Origin of the sequence: Mucilaginibacter sabulilitoris (assembly GCF_034262375.1) — a bacterium.
Taxonomy (GTDB): domain Bacteria; phylum Bacteroidota; class Bacteroidia; order Sphingobacteriales; family Sphingobacteriaceae; genus Mucilaginibacter; species Mucilaginibacter sabulilitoris.
In genome coordinates, this window is sequence record NZ_CP139558.1 from 4456813 (window position 1) to 4474728 (window position 17916).

Genomic DNA, 17916 nt, shown 5'->3' on the forward strand with positions numbered 1-17916 from the left:
TTGATTTGGAATTTAGATATTACCAGTGATAAGCAAGTGATAGGCCGGGGATATAAACATTAGTTTTAAACGTACCGGATAGTTGCGACTCAATATTGGTTTGCGTGCGCGACATCAGATGTTCAAACTCAAATGAAACATCCAGATCAAGATTTTTAGTTAATGCGTAACCTAAACCACCTGTAAAATAATAGCGATTAGCATCGGGTGCTTCGGGCGTAACGTAACCATCCCTAACCGCTGTAGAGGCATAGCCACCGCCAGCGCGGATAAATAATTTGTCATTTGCCTTATATTGTGCGCCGCTACGATAACTCCAGCCATCCTTATAATTACGGGGCGAGTGTGTATCTTGTAATGCAGCGGTATTTTTAGCATAATCAAAAGAAAGTGTTTTATACACATCCCAATTGGTGAAATTCACATCAAGAGCAACAGTCCATTTGTCTGACGGAGAATATCCCAACCCTATTGATGATGTCGATGTTAAAGGCAGTGTAGTGGTAAATGTATTGGGCTGCGGAAAGCTGGACTGCAACGATCCGGGTACAGTAAATATGGCATCTCCGTTTTTCACTGTGGTATTTACTTTAGAGCGATATGCCACTCCTATGGTAAGGCCTACCTCGGTTTTAGCAAATACGCCGGCATTCCAGCCAAAGCCGTGACCGCTACCTTTAAGTTCGGCCTGTCCGGTTTGCCCCGATGAGTTAACAAGCGGTATAGCCCGGGTTAAATCCACATCGCCGTGATTATAAACAAACCCACCGCCTACACTAAGGTAATCAGTCAATTTAACACTAACGGTTGGTTGAATATAAATAGCTTTTAGGTTAAGGCTTTCCAGTACGTATTTTCCAGACCATTCATTTCCCCAGTCGGTTAATCCGCCAAATGGTGTATAAACGCCGAGGCCTAATTTCCATCTCGAATTTTTTGGTCCCCAAACAGCGTAGGCTGTAAATGGTGTAGCTATCTTATTTGTATTGCGGAACTGGTCGGTAGTACCGCTCGGATTAAAATCTGATTTAAAAAATAGCGGACTAATGCCTGCTTGTATGTAATTTTGAGGTAACATGGCAACTGCTCCCGGATTGAATAATACAGAGGCCCCGTCCTGCAATAAACCTGTTCCGGTATGACCCATGCCAATTTGTTTCTGTCCGTGAAGGTTAACCTGGAAACCCTGGGCTAATACAATAGCGGGCATTATTGCAAACAGCAATAGTATAAGTTTTTTCATAATTAAGTATAATTGGTGTATAATATGCGGTTTGTTTTGGGGTAACAAACCGGCATTTATTAAAAAATAAAATTAAGCGGCTTTGAAATGAAAAAAAGGGCTATAATGCGGAGATATTAGTCAAAAAGTCGGAGAAAACTTAATTGATAGTATAATTACAGAAAATAGCACTAAATATTATTACTGTTTAATTAACACTTTAATATATTCCGGTAAAAATCATATCTTTCCGATACATGAGTAAAAGTTCCAGATACATGAGCAAAAAGATTGCTCAGCTGAGCCTTTCAAAATTTGCTGATCTGTATGCAGATAAATTAGTTGGCCCGGATTTTTTTATAGCCGATGAAAAACAATTACTGAGTTTAAGCGAATATCCCTATCGCTCTGATGGTTATATTATTGGCATTTGTACACGTGGTACCGCCCAGGTTGAAGCCAACCTGCAGGTGTACGAGGCCAAACCCGATGCCATGCTGCTGGCAACACCTTTCCATATTTTAAGGATATATAACAGCAGTGATGATTTTTTATGCAGGTTTATTGTTTTCTCCAAGGCCTTTTTAACCGAAAACAATGTAAACAGCCATTTTCTGGAATCATTCAGCTATTTTAAAAGCGCATCACTGCCGGTGATCTACCCCAGTCATGAGGACGCCAAAATGCTGCTTGATATTTATTTACTCATGCAGCAAAAGTTAGCCCGTGAAGATCATCCCTATCGTATGGAAATATCCAGGAGCATGCTGACTACTATGCTTTACGAGGTTGAATCTATTTACGAAAAACAACATGTAATTATAAAAGGTAAACAAACCCGCAAGCAGGAATTAAATGTATTGTTCCAGGACCTGGTATTTCATCATTATAAAGAGCACCGCACTGTGCAATACTATGCCGATTCATTATATGTATCTCCAAAACACTTAACAGAAACTATTAAAGAAGTAACCGGGCGTACCGCCGGGGAATGGATTGACGATGCTGTGGTGCTCGAAGCAAAGGTGTTATTGCGGAACCATGATATTAGCATTGCCAGGGTTGCAGAGCAAATAAATTTTCCCGATCAATCCTCATTCGGTAAATACTTTAAAAAACATACCGGAATGTCGCCTTCAGATTATAGAATGGTAACGGCACACTAATAACTTCATTTCTTTTTGTTACAGCGAAAGTAAATTACAACCAGTATTTCTTTCCGACTTTTTGACTAATATCTCCGCATTGCTGCCCTTTTTTTGGGCAGCCTTCACGTCTAATTTTACTCCAGATTATAAAACCAACAAATGCGGCTGCTAAATAACAGCAACCGGCCTAATACCTGAAACAAGTATTGCAACACTTAAATCATTGATAATAATCAATTCATTGTCAGTGCTTTATTGTTGGTTGTATGTGATTTATCTTTAATAAGTTAAGAGATCATTATTATTAAATATTTTAATTATGAGTGAGACCGAATCTATAAAAGCCATAAAGGGCGGCGAATTCCTGATCAGGGAAACACAGGCGGAGAATATTTTCATTCCTGAAGAATGGAATGAAGAACAGTTGATGATCGCCGAAACATGTACCAATTTTCTTGCTCAAAATGTAGTACCTAATTTAAGCCGTATTGATGAGCAGGAAGAAGGTCTGATGCCCCATCTGATGGAAGAAGCAGGCGCGCTTGGTTTGCTCAGCATCTCCATACCCGAACAATATGGCGGTTTTGGCAAAGATTTTAAAACCTCCATGCTGGTTACCGAAAAACTGGGCGCTGGCAACTCTTTTTCTGTTGCCTTTTCGGCGCATACCGGCATCGGTACGCTCCCGATCCTGTATTATGGTAACGATGCTCAAAAAGAAAAATACATACCCAAACTGGCCAGCGGCGAATGGAAAGGCGCATATTGCCTAACCGAACCGGGCGCAGGCTCTGACGCTAACTCAGGTAAGGCCAGGGCAAAACTCTCTGCCAATGGTAAGTATTACCTGCTTACCGGTCAAAAAATGTGGATCACCAATGCCGGGTTTGCTGATATCTTTACTGTGTTTGCCAAAATTGATGACGATGAAAACCTGAGCGCCTTTATAGTTGAAAAAAATTTTGAAGGCCTGTCCTTAAATACCGAGGAACATAAAATGGGTATTAAAGGCAGTTCAACCAGGCAGGTGTTCTTTAACGATTGCAAGATTCCTGTAGAAAATTTACTATCTGAAAGACAAAATGGTTTTAAAATAGCCGTTAACATTTTAAACCTTGGACGCATTAAATTAGGCGGCGCAACCGTAGGTGCCAGCAAAGAGGTTATCACCTCAGCCATTCGCTATGCTAATGAGCGTGAACAGTTTGGCCGTCCTATATCTAAGTATGGCGCCATTCGCTATAAGCTGGCCCAGCAGGCTATCCGTACTTATGCTTCGGAGGCAGCCATATACCGGGCAAGTCAAAATATGGAAGAAGCCACCGAAATGTACATGGCATCGGGAATGGATGAAATTAAAGCCAAGCTCAAAGGTACCGAGCAATTTGCCATTGAAGCGGCTATTATTAAAGTACATGCTTCTGAATCGCTTGATTACGTGGTTGACGAGGGCGTACAGATTTACGGAGGTATGGGGTACAGTGCCGAAGCGCCTATGGACCGTGCCTATCGCGATTCACGTATCAATCGCATATTTGAAGGCACCAACGAGATCAACCGGATGCTCACCGTTGATATGATGTTGAAACGTGCTTTAAAAGGAGAACTCGACCTGATGGGCCCGGCTCAGAAAGTTGCTGGTGAACTGGTAAGCATACCCGACTTTAGTTCTGCAGAAGACGAAGGTTTATTTGTGAAAGAGAAAAAATATATTGCTAACTTTAAAAAAGCTGTTCTGATGGTAGCAGGTGCAGCGGTTCAAAAACTGATGACCCAATTAGGTAAGGAGCAGGAAGTATTGATGTGTATGGCCGATATGCTGATTGAGTTGTACGTGAGTGAATCATTACAATTGCGTTTAGAGAAACTGGTTAGCTTAAAAGGCGAGGATGCGGTTAAAGAGCAATTAAATATGATGCGCGTATACATCAGCGATGCTGCCGAACATATAGCCAAATCAGGAAAAGAGGCCATTAATTCATTTGCCGAGGGCGATGAACGCAGAATGATGCTAATGGGCTTAAAACGCTTTACCAAAACCGAAGATATTAACACCACACAGGCCCGCCGTAACATAGCTGCAAAACTGATCGAAGAAAATAAATACTGCTATTAACGACTGCCCCCCAACCCTCTTTAGAGGAAAGGGAGTGCCTATCACTCGACGCTTCCCGACAAGAGGACGAAAGAGTCTCCCCAGCCAGCCGGCGGGGAGGCTCGGCGGGGTTGCTTTACCCAATTTTTTAAAGACTAAAAACAAAAAGCTCTTCTTTTTAAGGAGAGATACAGAGAGAACTATATGAAAATATTAGTATGCATAAGCCAGGTACCCGATACCAGCACCAAAATTGTACTGAAAGATAATAACACTGCCATAAACAACCAGGGCGTTACCTACGTGATAAATCCTTACGATGAATGGTATGCGCTAATACGTTCCCTTGAGCTAAAAGAAAGTGGCGTAGCTACTGATGTGCATTTAATTACCGTTGGCAAACCTGATACTGAACCAGTGATCAGAAAAGCCCTGGCCTTAGGCGGCGATGAAGCCATAAGGATAGATGCAGATAGTAACGATGCTTATGAAACCGCCAGTTATATAGCCGAATATGCTAAAAGCATAGGATATGACCTGATCCTGTGCGGCAAGGAATCAATAGATTATAACAATGGTGCCGTAGGTGCCATGCTTGCAGAACTGTTGGATACCGATTACATAGGTTTTGCAAGCAGCATTCAAACAGATGGAAATAGTGCTGTTGTAAAACGTGAAATAGAGGGTGGTGAGGAAATTGATACTTGTCACCTCCCCGTGGTAATTTCCTGCCAGAAAGGTGTTGCCCAAGCCCGCATCCCTAATATGCGGGGTATTATGGCCGCCCGCACCCGTCCGTTGAAAGTTATCACACCATCTTTAGTTAAGGCAGTTACCGAAATTATATCATACGAAATGCCGCCTGCCAAGGCGGGTATCAGGCTGGTAAATGCCGAAGATATGGATGAATTGGTTGCGCTGCTGCACAGTGAAGCTAAGGTTATCTGATATTCCATTATTTTAACAAAAACCTATAAAAATGTCTGTAATAGTATTGGTAGAACATACCGAAGGAGTTATAAAAAAGAAGAGTTTTGAAGCTGTGCGCTATGCGGCGGATATCGCCCAAAAAAAGGGAACAACCGTTAGTGCCGTTGTATTAGGCACAATTTCAGATAGTGAAATGGAAGCCCTTGGTCAATATGGTGCGCAAAAAGTGCTGCACGTTGCCAATGAGCGTTTAAATGAACTAAATGCAAGAGCCTACACCTGGGCATTGTTTACAGCTGTCGAAAAAGAAGATAGTAAAATAATCATAACACTGCATGATATAAATGGTCGCGCAATAGCACCAAGGCTGGCGGCCAGGTTAAAGGCTGGCCTGGTGGCGGGCGCCCTATCCTATCCCGACCTGGATAAAGGGTTTGTAGTTAAAAAGACGGTTTTCTCAGGCAAAGCTTTTGCCTATATAAATATTACCAGCGATATTAAGATAATTACGCTGATGCCCAATACCTTCGCTCTTAACAAGACAGAAGGCAAAGCTTCTGTTGAAAAATTGGACGTGGCTTTTACTGATAAGGATTTTGGAGTAAAAGTAAAAGAAGTAAACAAGATCAAAGGTGAAGTTCCGTTGGCCGACGCACAATTGATCGTATCTGGCGGTCGTGGTATGAAGGGGCCTGAAAATTGGGGGCTGATTGAAGATCTTGCTAAAAAACTGGGCGCAGCGACCGCTTGCTCTCGCCCGGTAGCTGATGCTCACTGGCGCCCTCACCATGAACATGTGGGTCAAACCGGTGGCACTGTTCGCCCTGATCTGTACATTGCTGTGGGTATTTCCGGGGCTATCCAGCATTTAGCCGGGGTTAACGGTTCAAAAACTATTGTGGTGATCAATAAAGATCCTGAAGCGCCATTTTTTAAAGCAGCCAACTATGGTGTAGTTGGGGATGCCCTTGAGGTTTTACCAAGACTTACACACGCTGTAGAAAAATTCAGGCAAAACCATAAATAATGCAGCTATGAATATTTTTTATGAGGGACAAATATTATGGTCGCAGATTGATGCAAATCAGCACATGCGGCATTCGGCCTACGCCGACCTGGGTGCGCAAGCCCGGCTTAATATGCTCGAAAGTTTAGGTTTAAAGCCCACAAAGCTTTTTGAGTTTAAAATCGGGCCCGTACTTTTTAAAGAAGAACTCAGTTATCTGCGCGAAATAACCCTTGGTGACTTTGTAAAAATAACCTGCGAAGTAACCCGATCTCGCCCGGATGGTTCTCGCTGGACGATCAAGCATGAGGTGTTCCGCGGCGACGGTGTAAAGGCTGCAGTAATCATAACCATTGGCGCCTGGATAGACATGGAAAAACGCAGGCTCACGCTATTACCCCCAGAGTTAAGCGAACTATTTATGAAGGCCCCGAGAAGCGCTGATTATGTGGAAGAAGGCGTTATCACAACCTGATAAAACAGTTATCGGGGCAATAGATAAACATAAAAAATCTGCGAAAAACTATTATCTTTATAATAAACCAATAAATAATATCACAAATAGAAAGTTCCGAAATTTTGACAAATGTTTCCGCCATTTTAACCTTTGTTGAGCTTCGTTAAAAAGGATATTTGTTTATTATAAACCAATTTTAAATTAATTTTTCAACCTGTCGCAATACTGTTTGGCTCTTTAAACGGGCACAAATTTTACTGTTTACATATAATAGTTTGTATTCGTTTTCAAAGGCATATTTAATTGTTGACAATAATCTATTAACCATGTTATCACCTAAAAAACATTTCATTCCCTTGGTACTTATTATACTAACTATACTATCGGTAAATATTGCGGCGAAAGCCCAAACCGATAAGATTGAGGGGGTATGGTTTAACGATATCAAAAACGCCAAAATACAGATAAGCAAAGGCTCCGACGGTAAGTTTAACGGCAAAATAATATGGCTTAAAGAACCATTAAAAGATGGCAAACCCAAGGTCGACGAAAAAAACAAAGACGAGAAATTGCGCAACAGGCCCATTATTGGTTTGCACATACTGGAAGGTTTTGTACCTGATGGAGATAACAAGTACACCGATGGTAAAATATACGACCCTAAAAATGGTAAAACATACTCCTGTAATATCACTCACAATGGCAAGACGCTGTCAATCAGGGGATATGTAGGTATATCACTTTTAGGGCGCACAACTACCTGGGAACGGGCAGAATAACCAAACATATAACTGAAATAAACCAAGCACGATATATGGATGCTAAACGAATTATAAAGAAAGTAGCTGTACTGGGATCGGGCGTAATGGGAAGCCGCATTGCCTGCCATTTTGCCAACATCGGGGTACAGGTATTATTACTTGATATTGTACCAAAAGATGCTCCTGCCGGTGATAAAAAGGCGCGAAATAAAATAGTTAATGACGCCCTTGATTTCGCTTTAAAATCAAACCCCTCTCCCATTTATCTTAAATCATTCGCCAGGCGCATAAGTACAGGCAACTTTGAGGATGATATGTCCAAAATTGCCGAATGCGACTGGGTAATTGAAGTAGTAGTGGAACGCCTTGATATCAAGCAACAAGTATTTGAAACAGTTGAAAAACACCGCAAGCCTGGTACACTCATTACCTCCAATACATCGGGTATTCCTATACATTTAATGGCAGAGGGACGCAGCGATGATTTTAAAAAACATTTCTGCGGTACACATTTCTTTAATCCCCCTCGGTATTTAAAGTTGCTTGAAATTATCCCTACTAAGGATACTTTACCTGAGGTTGTGGATTTTTTGATGGAATACGGCGAAAAGTTTTTAGGCAAAACTACGGTATTAGCTAAAGACACCCCTGCATTCATCGGTAATCGTATCGGTGTGTTCAGCATCATGAGCGTGTTGCATTATGTTGAAAAAACCGGCATGACGGTGGAGGAAGTAGATAAGCTAACAGGTCCGGTAATTGGTCACCCTAAATCGGCCACGTTCCGTACCAATGATGTGGTTGGATTAGATACCATGGTGCATGTGGCAAACGGATTGAGCAAAAATGTGCCCGATGATGAAGCAAAGAGCTTCAACATTCCTGATTTTGTAAACGGCATGCTAAAAAACAACTGGCTGGGTAGCAAAACCGGACAGGGTTTTTATAAAAAGGAAAAAGTAGATGGAGCAAATCAGTTCCTGGCCCTTGATTTAAAAACACTGGAATACAAGCCATCGCAAAAGGTAAAATTCCCGTCGTTAGATATTGCCAAAACAGTAGATAGTTTAAAGGAACGGTTAAAGATCCTGTTTGCTGCAAAGGATAAAGCCGGCGACTTTTATCGTACTACCTTTTACCAGCTTTTTGCGTATGCGAGTAACCGCATCCCTGAAATTGCCGACGAACTTTATAAAATAGACGCGGCCGTTAACGCGGGCTTTGGCTGGGAAATGGGCCCCTTTGAAAAATGGGACGCATTAGGTTTAGCCGACACCGTAAAGGCAATGGAAGCGGCGGGCAATAAACCGGCCCAATGGGTGTATGATATGCTGGCTTCGGGCGCTGACAGCTTTTATAAAATAGCCGACGGTAAACGCCAATATTATGACATTGCCTCAAGAACATACAAAGTAATTCCGGGAACAGAGAATTTTATCCTCCTGAGTAATATCCGCGAAGCAAACACTATCTGGAAAAACAGCGGCACCACCATTACCGATATTGGCGACGGTATCCTTAACCTGGAATTTCACACCAAAATGAATACCATAGGCGGCGATATTATTGAAGGCATTAACAAAGCTATCACACTCGCCGAAAAAGATTATAAAGGCCTCGTAATTTCAAATGATGGCGCCAATTTCAGTGCCGGGGCCAATGTGGGCATGATATTTATGATGGCAGTTGAACAGGAGTTTGATGAATTAAACATGGTGATCAAAGCTTTCCAAAACACCATGATGCGTATCCGTTACTCCTCCATACCTGTGGTGGCAGCACCCCATCAGATGGCTTTGGGTGGTGGTTGCGAATTATGCCTGCATGCCGATAAGGTAGTTGCCCACGCCGAGCTGTATATGGGTTTGGTGGAATTTGGCGTTGGGCTAATCCCGGGTGGTGGCGGAACAAAGGAGTTTGCCTTACGGCTTTCTGATGAATTACAGGACGGTGATATTGAATTGAATAATTTCCGCGACAGGTTTTTAACCATTGGTCAGGCAAAAGTATCTACCTCGGCTTATGAGGCATTTGAGTATGGCTATCTGAAAAAAGGTCGGGACGTGGTGGTTATATCACTAAACCGCTTACTGGCCGAGGCTAAGCAGCACTGTCTGCAAATGGCCAATGAAGGCTATGTACAGCCGGTACAACGTACAGATATCCGGGTACTGGGCAAACAGGCATTAGGACTTGGTTATGTTGGTGCCAATACCATGTACAGTGGCAATTACATCAGCGAACATGATGTTAAGATATCGCAAAAGCTGGCCTATGTACTTGCTGGGGGCGATCTGTCGCAGCCATCGCTGGTAAGTGAGGATTATTTACTGGGTTTGGAGCGGGAAGCTTTTGTGTCCCTATGCACCGAACGTAAAACGTTAGAGCGCATACAATCTATTATAAACGGTGGCAAAGTGTTGAGGAATTGATTTTCAAATATCAAGTAATTAGTATCAAGTATCATGACAGTATTCTTTTATAAGCATCTTCAAAAATCTTGATACCTGATACTAATTACCTGATACCAAATATTAAATAAAAACGAACATGAATGCATATATAGTGGCGGGCAGCCGCAGCGCAGTTGGAAAAGCAACCCGTGGGGGCTTCAGGTTTACCCGACCCGACTCTCTTGCTGCTGATGTGATCAAACACCTCATGGCATCTGTACCCAATGTGGATAAGGAGCAGATTGAAGATGTGATAGTTGGTAACGCCACACCAGAGGCAGAACAAGGTTTAAACGTTGCCCGATTGATTTCCCTGATGGCATTGGATACTGACAAAGTACCCGGCATGACCGTGAACCGGTATTGCGCTTCGGGCCTGGAAACAATTGCCATAGCATCGGCCAAAATACATAGTGGCATTGCCGATTGTATTATTGCTGGCGGGGTTGAAAGTATGAGCCTGCTCCCTATGGGTGGCTGGCGTATTGTACCCAATGCTGATGTAGCCCTTGCCCACCCCGATTACTATTGGGGCATGGGTTTAACTGCGGAGGCGGTAGCTAAAGAATATAATATTGGCCGCGACGAGCAAGATCAGTTTGCTTATAACTCGCACCAAAAAGCCATTAATGCTATAAAGGAAGGCAAATTTAAGGACGAGATAGTGCCCATGAGCATTACCGAAACTTATGTGGATGAAAACGGCAAAAAGAAAAACCGGGAATTTAAAGTAGATACTGATGAAGGGCCACGGGCTGATACGTCGCTTGAGGCGCTCGCCAAACTTAAGCCCGTATTTAACGCCAAAGGCGTGGTAACTGCTGGCAATTCATCGCAAACAAGTGATGGGGCTGCCTTTGTAATGGTGGTAAGCGAGCGATTTTTAAAAGCGAACAACCTTAAACCAATTGCAAGATTGGTAAACTACGCAGTTGCGGGTGTACCACCACGTATTATGGGCATTGGCCCGTTGGTTGCTATTCCTAAAGTATTAAAGCAAGCTGGCATGCAACAACAGGATATTGATCTGATAGAGCTAAACGAGGCCTTTGCATCGCAATCGTTAGCGGTTATTAAAGGGCTTGATCTTGACCCTGAACGTATAAATGTAAACGGCGGCGCCATTGCACTCGGTCACCCGCTGGGTTGTACCGGCGCAAAACTATCGGTACAACTTTTTAATGAATTAAAACGCAGGGACAAAAAATATGGTATGGTTACCATGTGCGTAGGTACTGGGCAGGGTGCAGCGGGCATTTTTGAGTTATTATAATATTTACTATTTAAACTGTTGCATGTATGGAAAAGGCAGCAAGATTGTTTGATTGTATTGTGGCACAGGCCAAAGCGCCAAAGCCCGATTTACTGAATGCCAAAGTTAATGGCACATGGAAAGCTTACAGCACCCGGGAGGCTCATGACATGATCAATCAGTTGGCTATATCGCTGCTGGAAATGGGTGTATCGGCAGGTGACGGTACAACCGAAGGGCGCGACAAGATAGGATTGATCAGTAGTGGCCGACCCGAATGGCTCATTACCGATCTGGCTGTTCAGCAAACCGGGGCTATACTGGTACCCCTATATCCTAATACCAATTGCAAGGAACTGGAACAAATATTAAATGAGGCCGAAATAAAATACCTGTTTGTAAGCAATCAAGAATTATGCGACAAAATACACCAGATAATTGATAAACTGCCCGCGTTAAAAGCTGTTTACTCGTTTGATACAACAGAGGGTTTTACCAACTGGAGCACGTTGTTTAAGCCATTGCCGGAAGGCTATCAGGAAAGAATCAAAACTATCTCCGATACCATTACCGCCGACACGGTTGCCACTATTATCTATACCTCCGGTACTACCGGGCGACCAAAAGGCGTTATGCTCACCCACAAAAATATCATGTGCAATGTATGGGCATGTGGTGATATACTTGGCCGTATTCCGTTAGAGCATCAAAAGGCGCTCAGTTTTTTACCACTCAACCACATATTTGAAAAAACCTGCACTTATGTTTACCTCTACTACGGCTTCTCTGTTTTTTATGCTGAAAGTATGGAAACTATCGGTGCCAATATGAAAGAAGCCAAACCAGATATTTTCACTGCCGTACCCCGTTTGCTGGAAAAAGTATTTGAAAAGATCATGGTTCAAGGCCAAAAGCTGCAGGGTTTTAAAAGAAAGGTCTTCTTTTGGTCAATCAAGGTTGCAGAAGAGTTTGAGATAGGTAAAACTGACTGGTGGTATAACATTAAACTTGCCATTGCAGATAAGTTAGTGTATAGTAAATGGCGGGATGCTATAGGCGGCAATGTGCGCGCCATTGTTATAGGTAGCTCCGCCTGCCCAATTAAACTCGAAAAAATATTTACAGCTGCTAAAATGGTGGTCATAGAAGGCTATGGACTAACCGAAACCTCGCCGGTGATAGCTGCTAATCGTTACCAGGAAAGTGGGCGCAGGTTTGGTACCGTTGGCCAATTAGTAAATGGTGTTGAGGTGCAGATAGCCGAAGATGGCGAAATACTTACTAAAAGCGATTGTGTAATGGTCGGTTACTACAAAAACCCCGAAATGACCGCAGAAGTTATTACCAATGGCTGGTTCCATACCGGGGATATAGGAGAACTGGATAAGGACGGCTTTCTGCGGATAACTGATAGAAAAAAAGAGATCTTCAAAACCTCGGGTGGTAAATATGTAGCACCGTTGCCCATCGAAAATAAAATGAAAGAGAACTATTTTATTGAACAGATGATGGTAGTAGGTGCCGAAAGAAAATTCACCTCAGCGCTTATTGTGCCCTCTTACACTCATTTACAGCCATGGTGTGTTAAAAACGATATCCCGATTACAACGCATCAGGAAATGGTTAAAAATCCAAAAGTTATAGCATTGTATCAATCAATAATAAATGATTTTAACCCCGAATTTAACCATGTGGAACAGGTTAAAAAAGTAACGCTGTTACCCGATGAATGGTCGATAGACAGCGGAGAACTCACCCCCACCGGTAAAATGAAACGGAAGATCATTACCGAAAAATACAAAACCGAGATAGACAAAATGTACACCGGCGAAGAGCATGAGAATCCCTCACTTGTACACTAAAGCCAATAAATAAAATATATGACCACATTTCAATTAACCATAAATAACGGACTGGCTGTTGTAACACTCGACAGAGGACGTTCCAACGCCATTAATCATCAAATGGTTAAGGAGCTGATTACCTGCATCAAAACACTGGAACAGGATACCAGCGTGGATGGCCTTATTTTAACCGGCAAGCCGGGATTCTTTTCATCGGGTGTTGATTTAATTGAAGCTTACGAATATAACGAAGAACAAAGCCGCGCCCTGTGGACCGATTTTTTGCAACTCCAACGGATGATGGTAGCTTTTAAAAAGCCAATGGTGGCAGCCATAAGCGGGCATTGCCCAGCAGGAGGTTGCATCATGACCATTTGTAGTGACTATCGTGTAATGGCCGATGGACCGTTTATAATCGGCTTAAATGAGATACCCGTTGGCATTATCGTACCCGATAGTGTATTTAACGTGTATTCATTCTGGCTTGGCGAGCACAAGGCTTACCAGTATTTAATGGAAGGTAAACTTTTAAAAGTTCAGGAGGCGCTTGATGTGGGATTGGTTGATGAGATAAGCGCCTCCGAAAATTTACTAAGCACGGCCGAAAGAAAGATCCGGACGTATATGCAGTTAAATCCGGTTACCTGGAGCCAAAGTAAACTGAACCTGCGTAAAGAACTGATTGATAAATTAAGTACCGACCCAACCGCCGCTTTAAACAGTATGCTTGAACAATGGTGGGCTCCGGAAACCCGTAAGGGGCTGCAAATGCTTATTCAGAATTTGAAATCCAAATCGGCAACAGCCCAATAACTAATTAATGATGAGCGATAATAAAACTGCAGAACCGGGTATGTTAAGAGGTGATGCCTTGAAAGGAAAAACCATTATCATTACCGGAGGTGGCACCGGTCTTGGCCGGGCTATGGGTACTTATTTTTTAAAATTGGGGGCTAACCTGGTAATCACCAGCCGTAAACTGGATGTGCTGGAAAAAGCCGCGACAGAGATGGAAGCAGAAACAGGTGGAAAAGTTTTGGCCATTGCCTGCGATGTACGCAATTATGACGAGGTTGAAAAGATGCTGCAGCAGTCCCTCGATACCTTTGGCCAGGTTGACTGTTTATTAAACAATGCCGCAGGTAATTTTATTTCCCCTACCGAACGGCTTTCGGCAAACGCATTTTCGGCTGTTATTGATATTGTATTAAAAGGTTCGGTCAATTGCTCGCTGGCCCTGGGCAAATATTGGATAGACAAAAAACTACCGGGCAATATTCTAAATATCATTACCACATATGCCTTTACCGGCTCGGCTTATGTGGTGCCGTCGGCCTGCGCAAAGGGTGGCGTGCTGGCCATGACACGCTCACTGGCTGTTGAATGGGGACGACATGGCATCCGCACCAACGCCATAGCGCCGGGACCTTTTCCTACCGAAGGTGCATGGCAGCGCTTATTACCAGGGGATTTGGCACAAAAATTTGATTTTAAAACCCGCGTCCCGCTTAAACGTGTAGGCGAGCACCAGGAACTGGCTAATCTGGCTGCATTTCTGGTATCTGATTTTTCGGGCTATATCAATGGCGAAGTGATTACTATTGATGGTGGTGAATGGCTGCAAGGCGCCGGACAGTTCAGCGGGCTTGAAATGATACCTGATAATATGTGGGACGGTATTGAGCAGGCTACAAGAAAGAAATAGTTTGCTTATACTTTATATATCCATGTTTTCCAGGTATTTATAGCCACTACCTGTATTAATAAGTAATACTTTTTCTCCAGCCTCTACCCATCCGGTAGCCTTTAGTTTTTTGTAAGCCGGCCACAAAGCAGCTCCTTCTGGTGCCATAAGCATGCCTTCATATTTAGCTATTTCTTTTATGGCAATGCTCATTTCCTCATCGCTCACAGTAAGTGCAGCACCCTGACTTTCACGAAGAACTTTCAATATAATTTTATCGGCATAAGGTTTAGGTACGCGTAAACCATTGGCTATAGTAAAACCACCATCAGCAAATTCAGAAACATATAGCCCCGCCTGAAAGGCTTTAACTATACCATCACAGCTTTGTGATTGTACCACTACCATACGCGGTCTCTTGCTGCCTATCCAACCTAATTGCTCCATCTCGTCGAAGGCTTTCCATATACCGATAAGCCCAGTCCCCCCGCCTGTTGGATAAAAAATCACATCGGGCAATTGCCAGTTAAACTGCTCAGCAATTTCATAACCCATGGTTTTCTTTCCTTCCAACCTGTATGGCTCTTTCAGTGTTGACACCTGAAACCAGTTATTTAACAGGGCATGCTCATTAACCAGCTTACCACAATCGCTTATATTGCCATTTATCTCTATCAATTCGGCACCATATAAACGGCATTCATCTTTAAAAACTTTGGGGGTTTGTTTAGGCATATATACAATAGCCTTCATGCCTCCCCGAGCCGCATAAGCAGCCAATGCCCCTCCTGCGTTTCCTGCAGTTGGTGTAGCGATGGTATGAATACCTAATTCTTTAGCCTTTGATACAGCGGCGCTTATCCCTCTTGCTTTAAAAGAGCCCGTAGGATTGCCTGATTCATCCTTCCAGAATACTTCATTATTATTCGTGTATTGCTTAAGGTTTTCAACGGGTATTATAGGCGTAAAACCTTCACCAAGTGTTACAATGTTCTTATCGTTGATAACTGGTAAAAGCTCCTTATAACGCCACATGGTTGCCGGTCGATCCTTTAAAACAGACTTGTTGAGGCCGGTAGTTAAGTCATATTGTGTAAATAAGGTAGATCTGCAGTTTTCATTAATACAAACCGTATTGATAACCCCGGCATTATGCAGAGTGCCACACTCCGGGCACTTTAAATTTATTATTAAGGATGTTCCTACCAATTCAATATGATTAACCATCAGATGTGTAAAGTTATTACTATTGTAAGCCCTGGAAGTAATTCCTGCGCAATTACTTTTGCTCAAATATATCTCCCGGATTCCACGTTGGCCGGTCAGGATTCTGCGCCACGAGGTACCCGATCAGAAAGTTGAGCTGGGCATATTTTTTTCCCGCCTCAAAATCAAAAATGCCGTTTATATCATCCTGGGGCTTATGATAATATTTAGCCCGCCAAGGCGCCACAATTTCATTCATATTGTTTTTGCCATCAGCCGTTTTGCTGCCATATTTAATATGCAGGGCCGGGATACCCTGTAAAACAAAACTATACTGATCGCTTCGGGTAAAACGCGACTGAGCAGGCTCAGGATCGGGCTCAACACTTAAGCCAAGATGATCTGCCGCTTGTGTAACCTGGTTAGCCAGTGAAGAATGTTCGGCACCTAAAGCAGTAATTGATAATAAAGGAGCTATAATAGTGGGCATATCGGTATTAATGTCCGCAACCATATTTTTAACAGGTACTGTTGGGTATTTTGCAAAATAGCCCGATCCCAGGTCGCCGGATTCTTCGCCTGTTACCAACACCATGAGTATTGACCGTTTGGGTTTTATTTTAATATTCTTATATACCCTGGCAATAGCCAATAAACTGGCTACCCCCGAAGCGTTATCATGCGCACCATTATATATAGAATCACCTTCTATAGGTTCACCTACTCCCAAATGATCTAAATGAGCACTGTGTACTACATACTCATATTTTAGTATAGGGTCTGTGCCAGGTATTTTGCCAACAACGTTATAGCTTGTAACATCCTGATAACGTGAAGTATATGAAATATTTACACCCACATTTAAAGCAAATGAGTGAGCTTGTCCGGCTTTCAGATGGCTTGTAATATCGGACAGCGATTTACCGGCGCTGCCCAGCAACATATTAAACAAATCATAATTAACACTACAAAATACGCTTATTTGATCAGAGTAATAAGTACGGGATACAGCCACGCGGTCCTGGTTATCAAGCACGCTATAAATGCCCTTGCTAATATTATTTAATTTCATTGTTGAATCAGCCTGTCCCATCATAACGCCTATTGCACCGTGCTCGGCAGCAACCTTCAAAATTTGAGCCGTACTCATCGTATGTGCAGCGACCGAAGACGGAAATTTTTCCGGGGCTCCACGCATCACCAATACAATTTTCCCTTTTACATCCAGTCCGGCATAATCATCATATCCAAGAGTTGGTTCAGTGATGCCATACCCTGCAAATACCAGGTCGCCCGAGGTCCTCACAGCTGGATTTGCCGGGTTAGGATAGATCACATAGGCATCATCTCGCAAAATCAAATTATTAAACTGACCACTATTTAATGATAAAACAGGGTTACTGGTAAATGCCCTACGCATTTTCACCTGTTGTAACCAGGTGGCATTTTCGCCTGCAGGTTTAACACCAAGCGATTTCAATTGTGCAACAACATAATCTACAGCCATTTGATAACCTTCAGTCCCTGGTGCCCGTCCTTTCAACTTGTCATCGGCCAAATAGGTAATATCTGCTTTTATTTGTTCGGGAGAAACCAGCTTTAATGACCGCTCAACATCTGTACTTAATTTTAGCTGCTGGGCCGATAACGCATTACCAATTGTAACAATAAACAGGAACAAGAAACAAAATTTAATCATCACTTAAATAAATAACATTGTCAATTATAATATTGGCCAAGATATTAACTAACGCTTTTACAGGCAAGTTTTTAGTGATATTGATGTAAATGAACAATAAGAATACAAATTGGGCCAGTACAAGGGCATACACATGCACATGAATTAGAACTAACCGGT

Annotated in this window: 14 protein-coding genes; 11 read left to right on the plus strand and 3 right to left on the minus strand. The window is 42.7% G+C overall.

Annotated elements, in window-relative coordinates; genetic code table 11:
* Positions 1-19: 19 nt before the first annotated feature.
* Positions 20-1243, minus strand: a complete 1224-nt coding sequence (locus SNE25_RS19090; RefSeq protein WP_321560592.1) for an OmpP1/FadL family transporter — start codon at positions 1241-1243, stop codon at positions 20-22.
* A gap of 257 nt (positions 1244-1500) precedes the next feature.
* Here SNE25_RS19090 and SNE25_RS19095 point away from each other — a divergent pair, with 257 nt between their 5' ends.
* The 11 genes from SNE25_RS19095 to SNE25_RS19145 all read left to right on the plus strand — a co-directional run bounded on the left by SNE25_RS19095 (position 1501) and on the right by SNE25_RS19145 (position 14873).
* Positions 1501-2388 (plus strand): helix-turn-helix domain-containing protein, encoded by an 888-nt coding sequence (locus SNE25_RS19095; RefSeq protein WP_321560593.1) that lies wholly within the window; start codon positions 1501-1503, stop codon positions 2386-2388.
* Positions 2389-2689: 301 nt separating this feature from the next.
* Positions 2690-4486, plus strand: coding sequence for an acyl-CoA dehydrogenase family protein (locus SNE25_RS19100; RefSeq protein ID WP_321560594.1), 1797 nt, complete (start codon positions 2690-2692; stop codon positions 4484-4486).
* 183 nt (positions 4487-4669) lie between these two features.
* The gene (locus SNE25_RS19105; RefSeq protein ID WP_321560595.1) at positions 4670-5413 is read left to right on the plus strand and encodes an electron transfer flavoprotein subunit beta/FixA family protein; all 744 of its coding nucleotides are present in this window, start codon (positions 4670-4672) and stop codon (positions 5411-5413) included.
* Between the two features lie 31 nt (positions 5414-5444).
* The gene (locus SNE25_RS19110; protein ID WP_321560596.1) at positions 5445-6422 is read left to right on the plus strand and encodes an electron transfer flavoprotein subunit alpha/FixB family protein; all 978 of its coding nucleotides are present in this window, start codon (positions 5445-5447) and stop codon (positions 6420-6422) included.
* 7 nt (positions 6423-6429) lie between these two features.
* Positions 6430-6876: an acyl-CoA thioesterase gene (locus tag SNE25_RS19115; RefSeq protein WP_321560597.1), complete on the plus strand. Its 447-nt coding sequence runs from the start codon at positions 6430-6432 to the stop codon at positions 6874-6876.
* Positions 6877-7184: 308 nt separating this feature from the next.
* Positions 7185-7637, plus strand: coding sequence for a DUF2147 domain-containing protein (locus SNE25_RS19120; protein WP_321560598.1), 453 nt, complete (start codon positions 7185-7187; stop codon positions 7635-7637).
* Positions 7638-7672: 35 nt separating this feature from the next.
* Positions 7673-10051, plus strand: coding sequence for a 3-hydroxyacyl-CoA dehydrogenase/enoyl-CoA hydratase family protein (locus tag SNE25_RS19125; RefSeq protein ID WP_321560599.1), 2379 nt, complete (start codon positions 7673-7675; stop codon positions 10049-10051).
* A 118-nt stretch (positions 10052-10169) separates the two neighbouring features.
* A complete protein-coding gene (locus tag SNE25_RS19130) occupies positions 10170-11345 on the plus strand; it encodes an acetyl-CoA C-acyltransferase (protein ID WP_321560600.1) in 1176 nt (391 codons plus the stop codon).
* Positions 11346-11371: 26 nt separating this feature from the next.
* Positions 11372-13186 carry an AMP-dependent synthetase/ligase gene (locus SNE25_RS19135; RefSeq protein ID WP_321560601.1) on the plus strand — a complete coding sequence of 605 codons (1815 nt, stop codon included), beginning with the start codon at positions 11372-11374 and terminating at the stop codon, positions 13184-13186.
* 18 nt (positions 13187-13204) lie between these two features.
* The gene (locus SNE25_RS19140) at positions 13205-13981 is read left to right on the plus strand and encodes an enoyl-CoA hydratase/isomerase family protein (protein WP_321560602.1); all 777 of its coding nucleotides are present in this window, start codon (positions 13205-13207) and stop codon (positions 13979-13981) included.
* 10 nt (positions 13982-13991) lie between these two features.
* Positions 13992-14873: an SDR family oxidoreductase gene (locus tag SNE25_RS19145; protein ID WP_321560603.1), complete on the plus strand. Its 882-nt coding sequence runs from the start codon at positions 13992-13994 to the stop codon at positions 14871-14873.
* Between the two features lie 12 nt (positions 14874-14885).
* Here the strand turns inward: SNE25_RS19145 and SNE25_RS19150 are convergent, their stop codons facing one another.
* Both SNE25_RS19150 and SNE25_RS19155 read right to left on the minus strand, forming a co-directional pair.
* Positions 14886-16079 carry a threonine synthase gene (locus tag SNE25_RS19150; RefSeq protein ID WP_321560604.1) on the minus strand — a complete coding sequence of 398 codons (1194 nt, stop codon included), beginning with the start codon at positions 16077-16079 and terminating at the stop codon, positions 14886-14888.
* 52 nt (positions 16080-16131) lie between these two features.
* A complete protein-coding gene (locus SNE25_RS19155) occupies positions 16132-17757 on the minus strand; it encodes a M28 family peptidase (RefSeq protein ID WP_321560605.1) in 1626 nt (541 codons plus the stop codon).
* Positions 17758-17916: the final 159 nt, after the last annotated feature.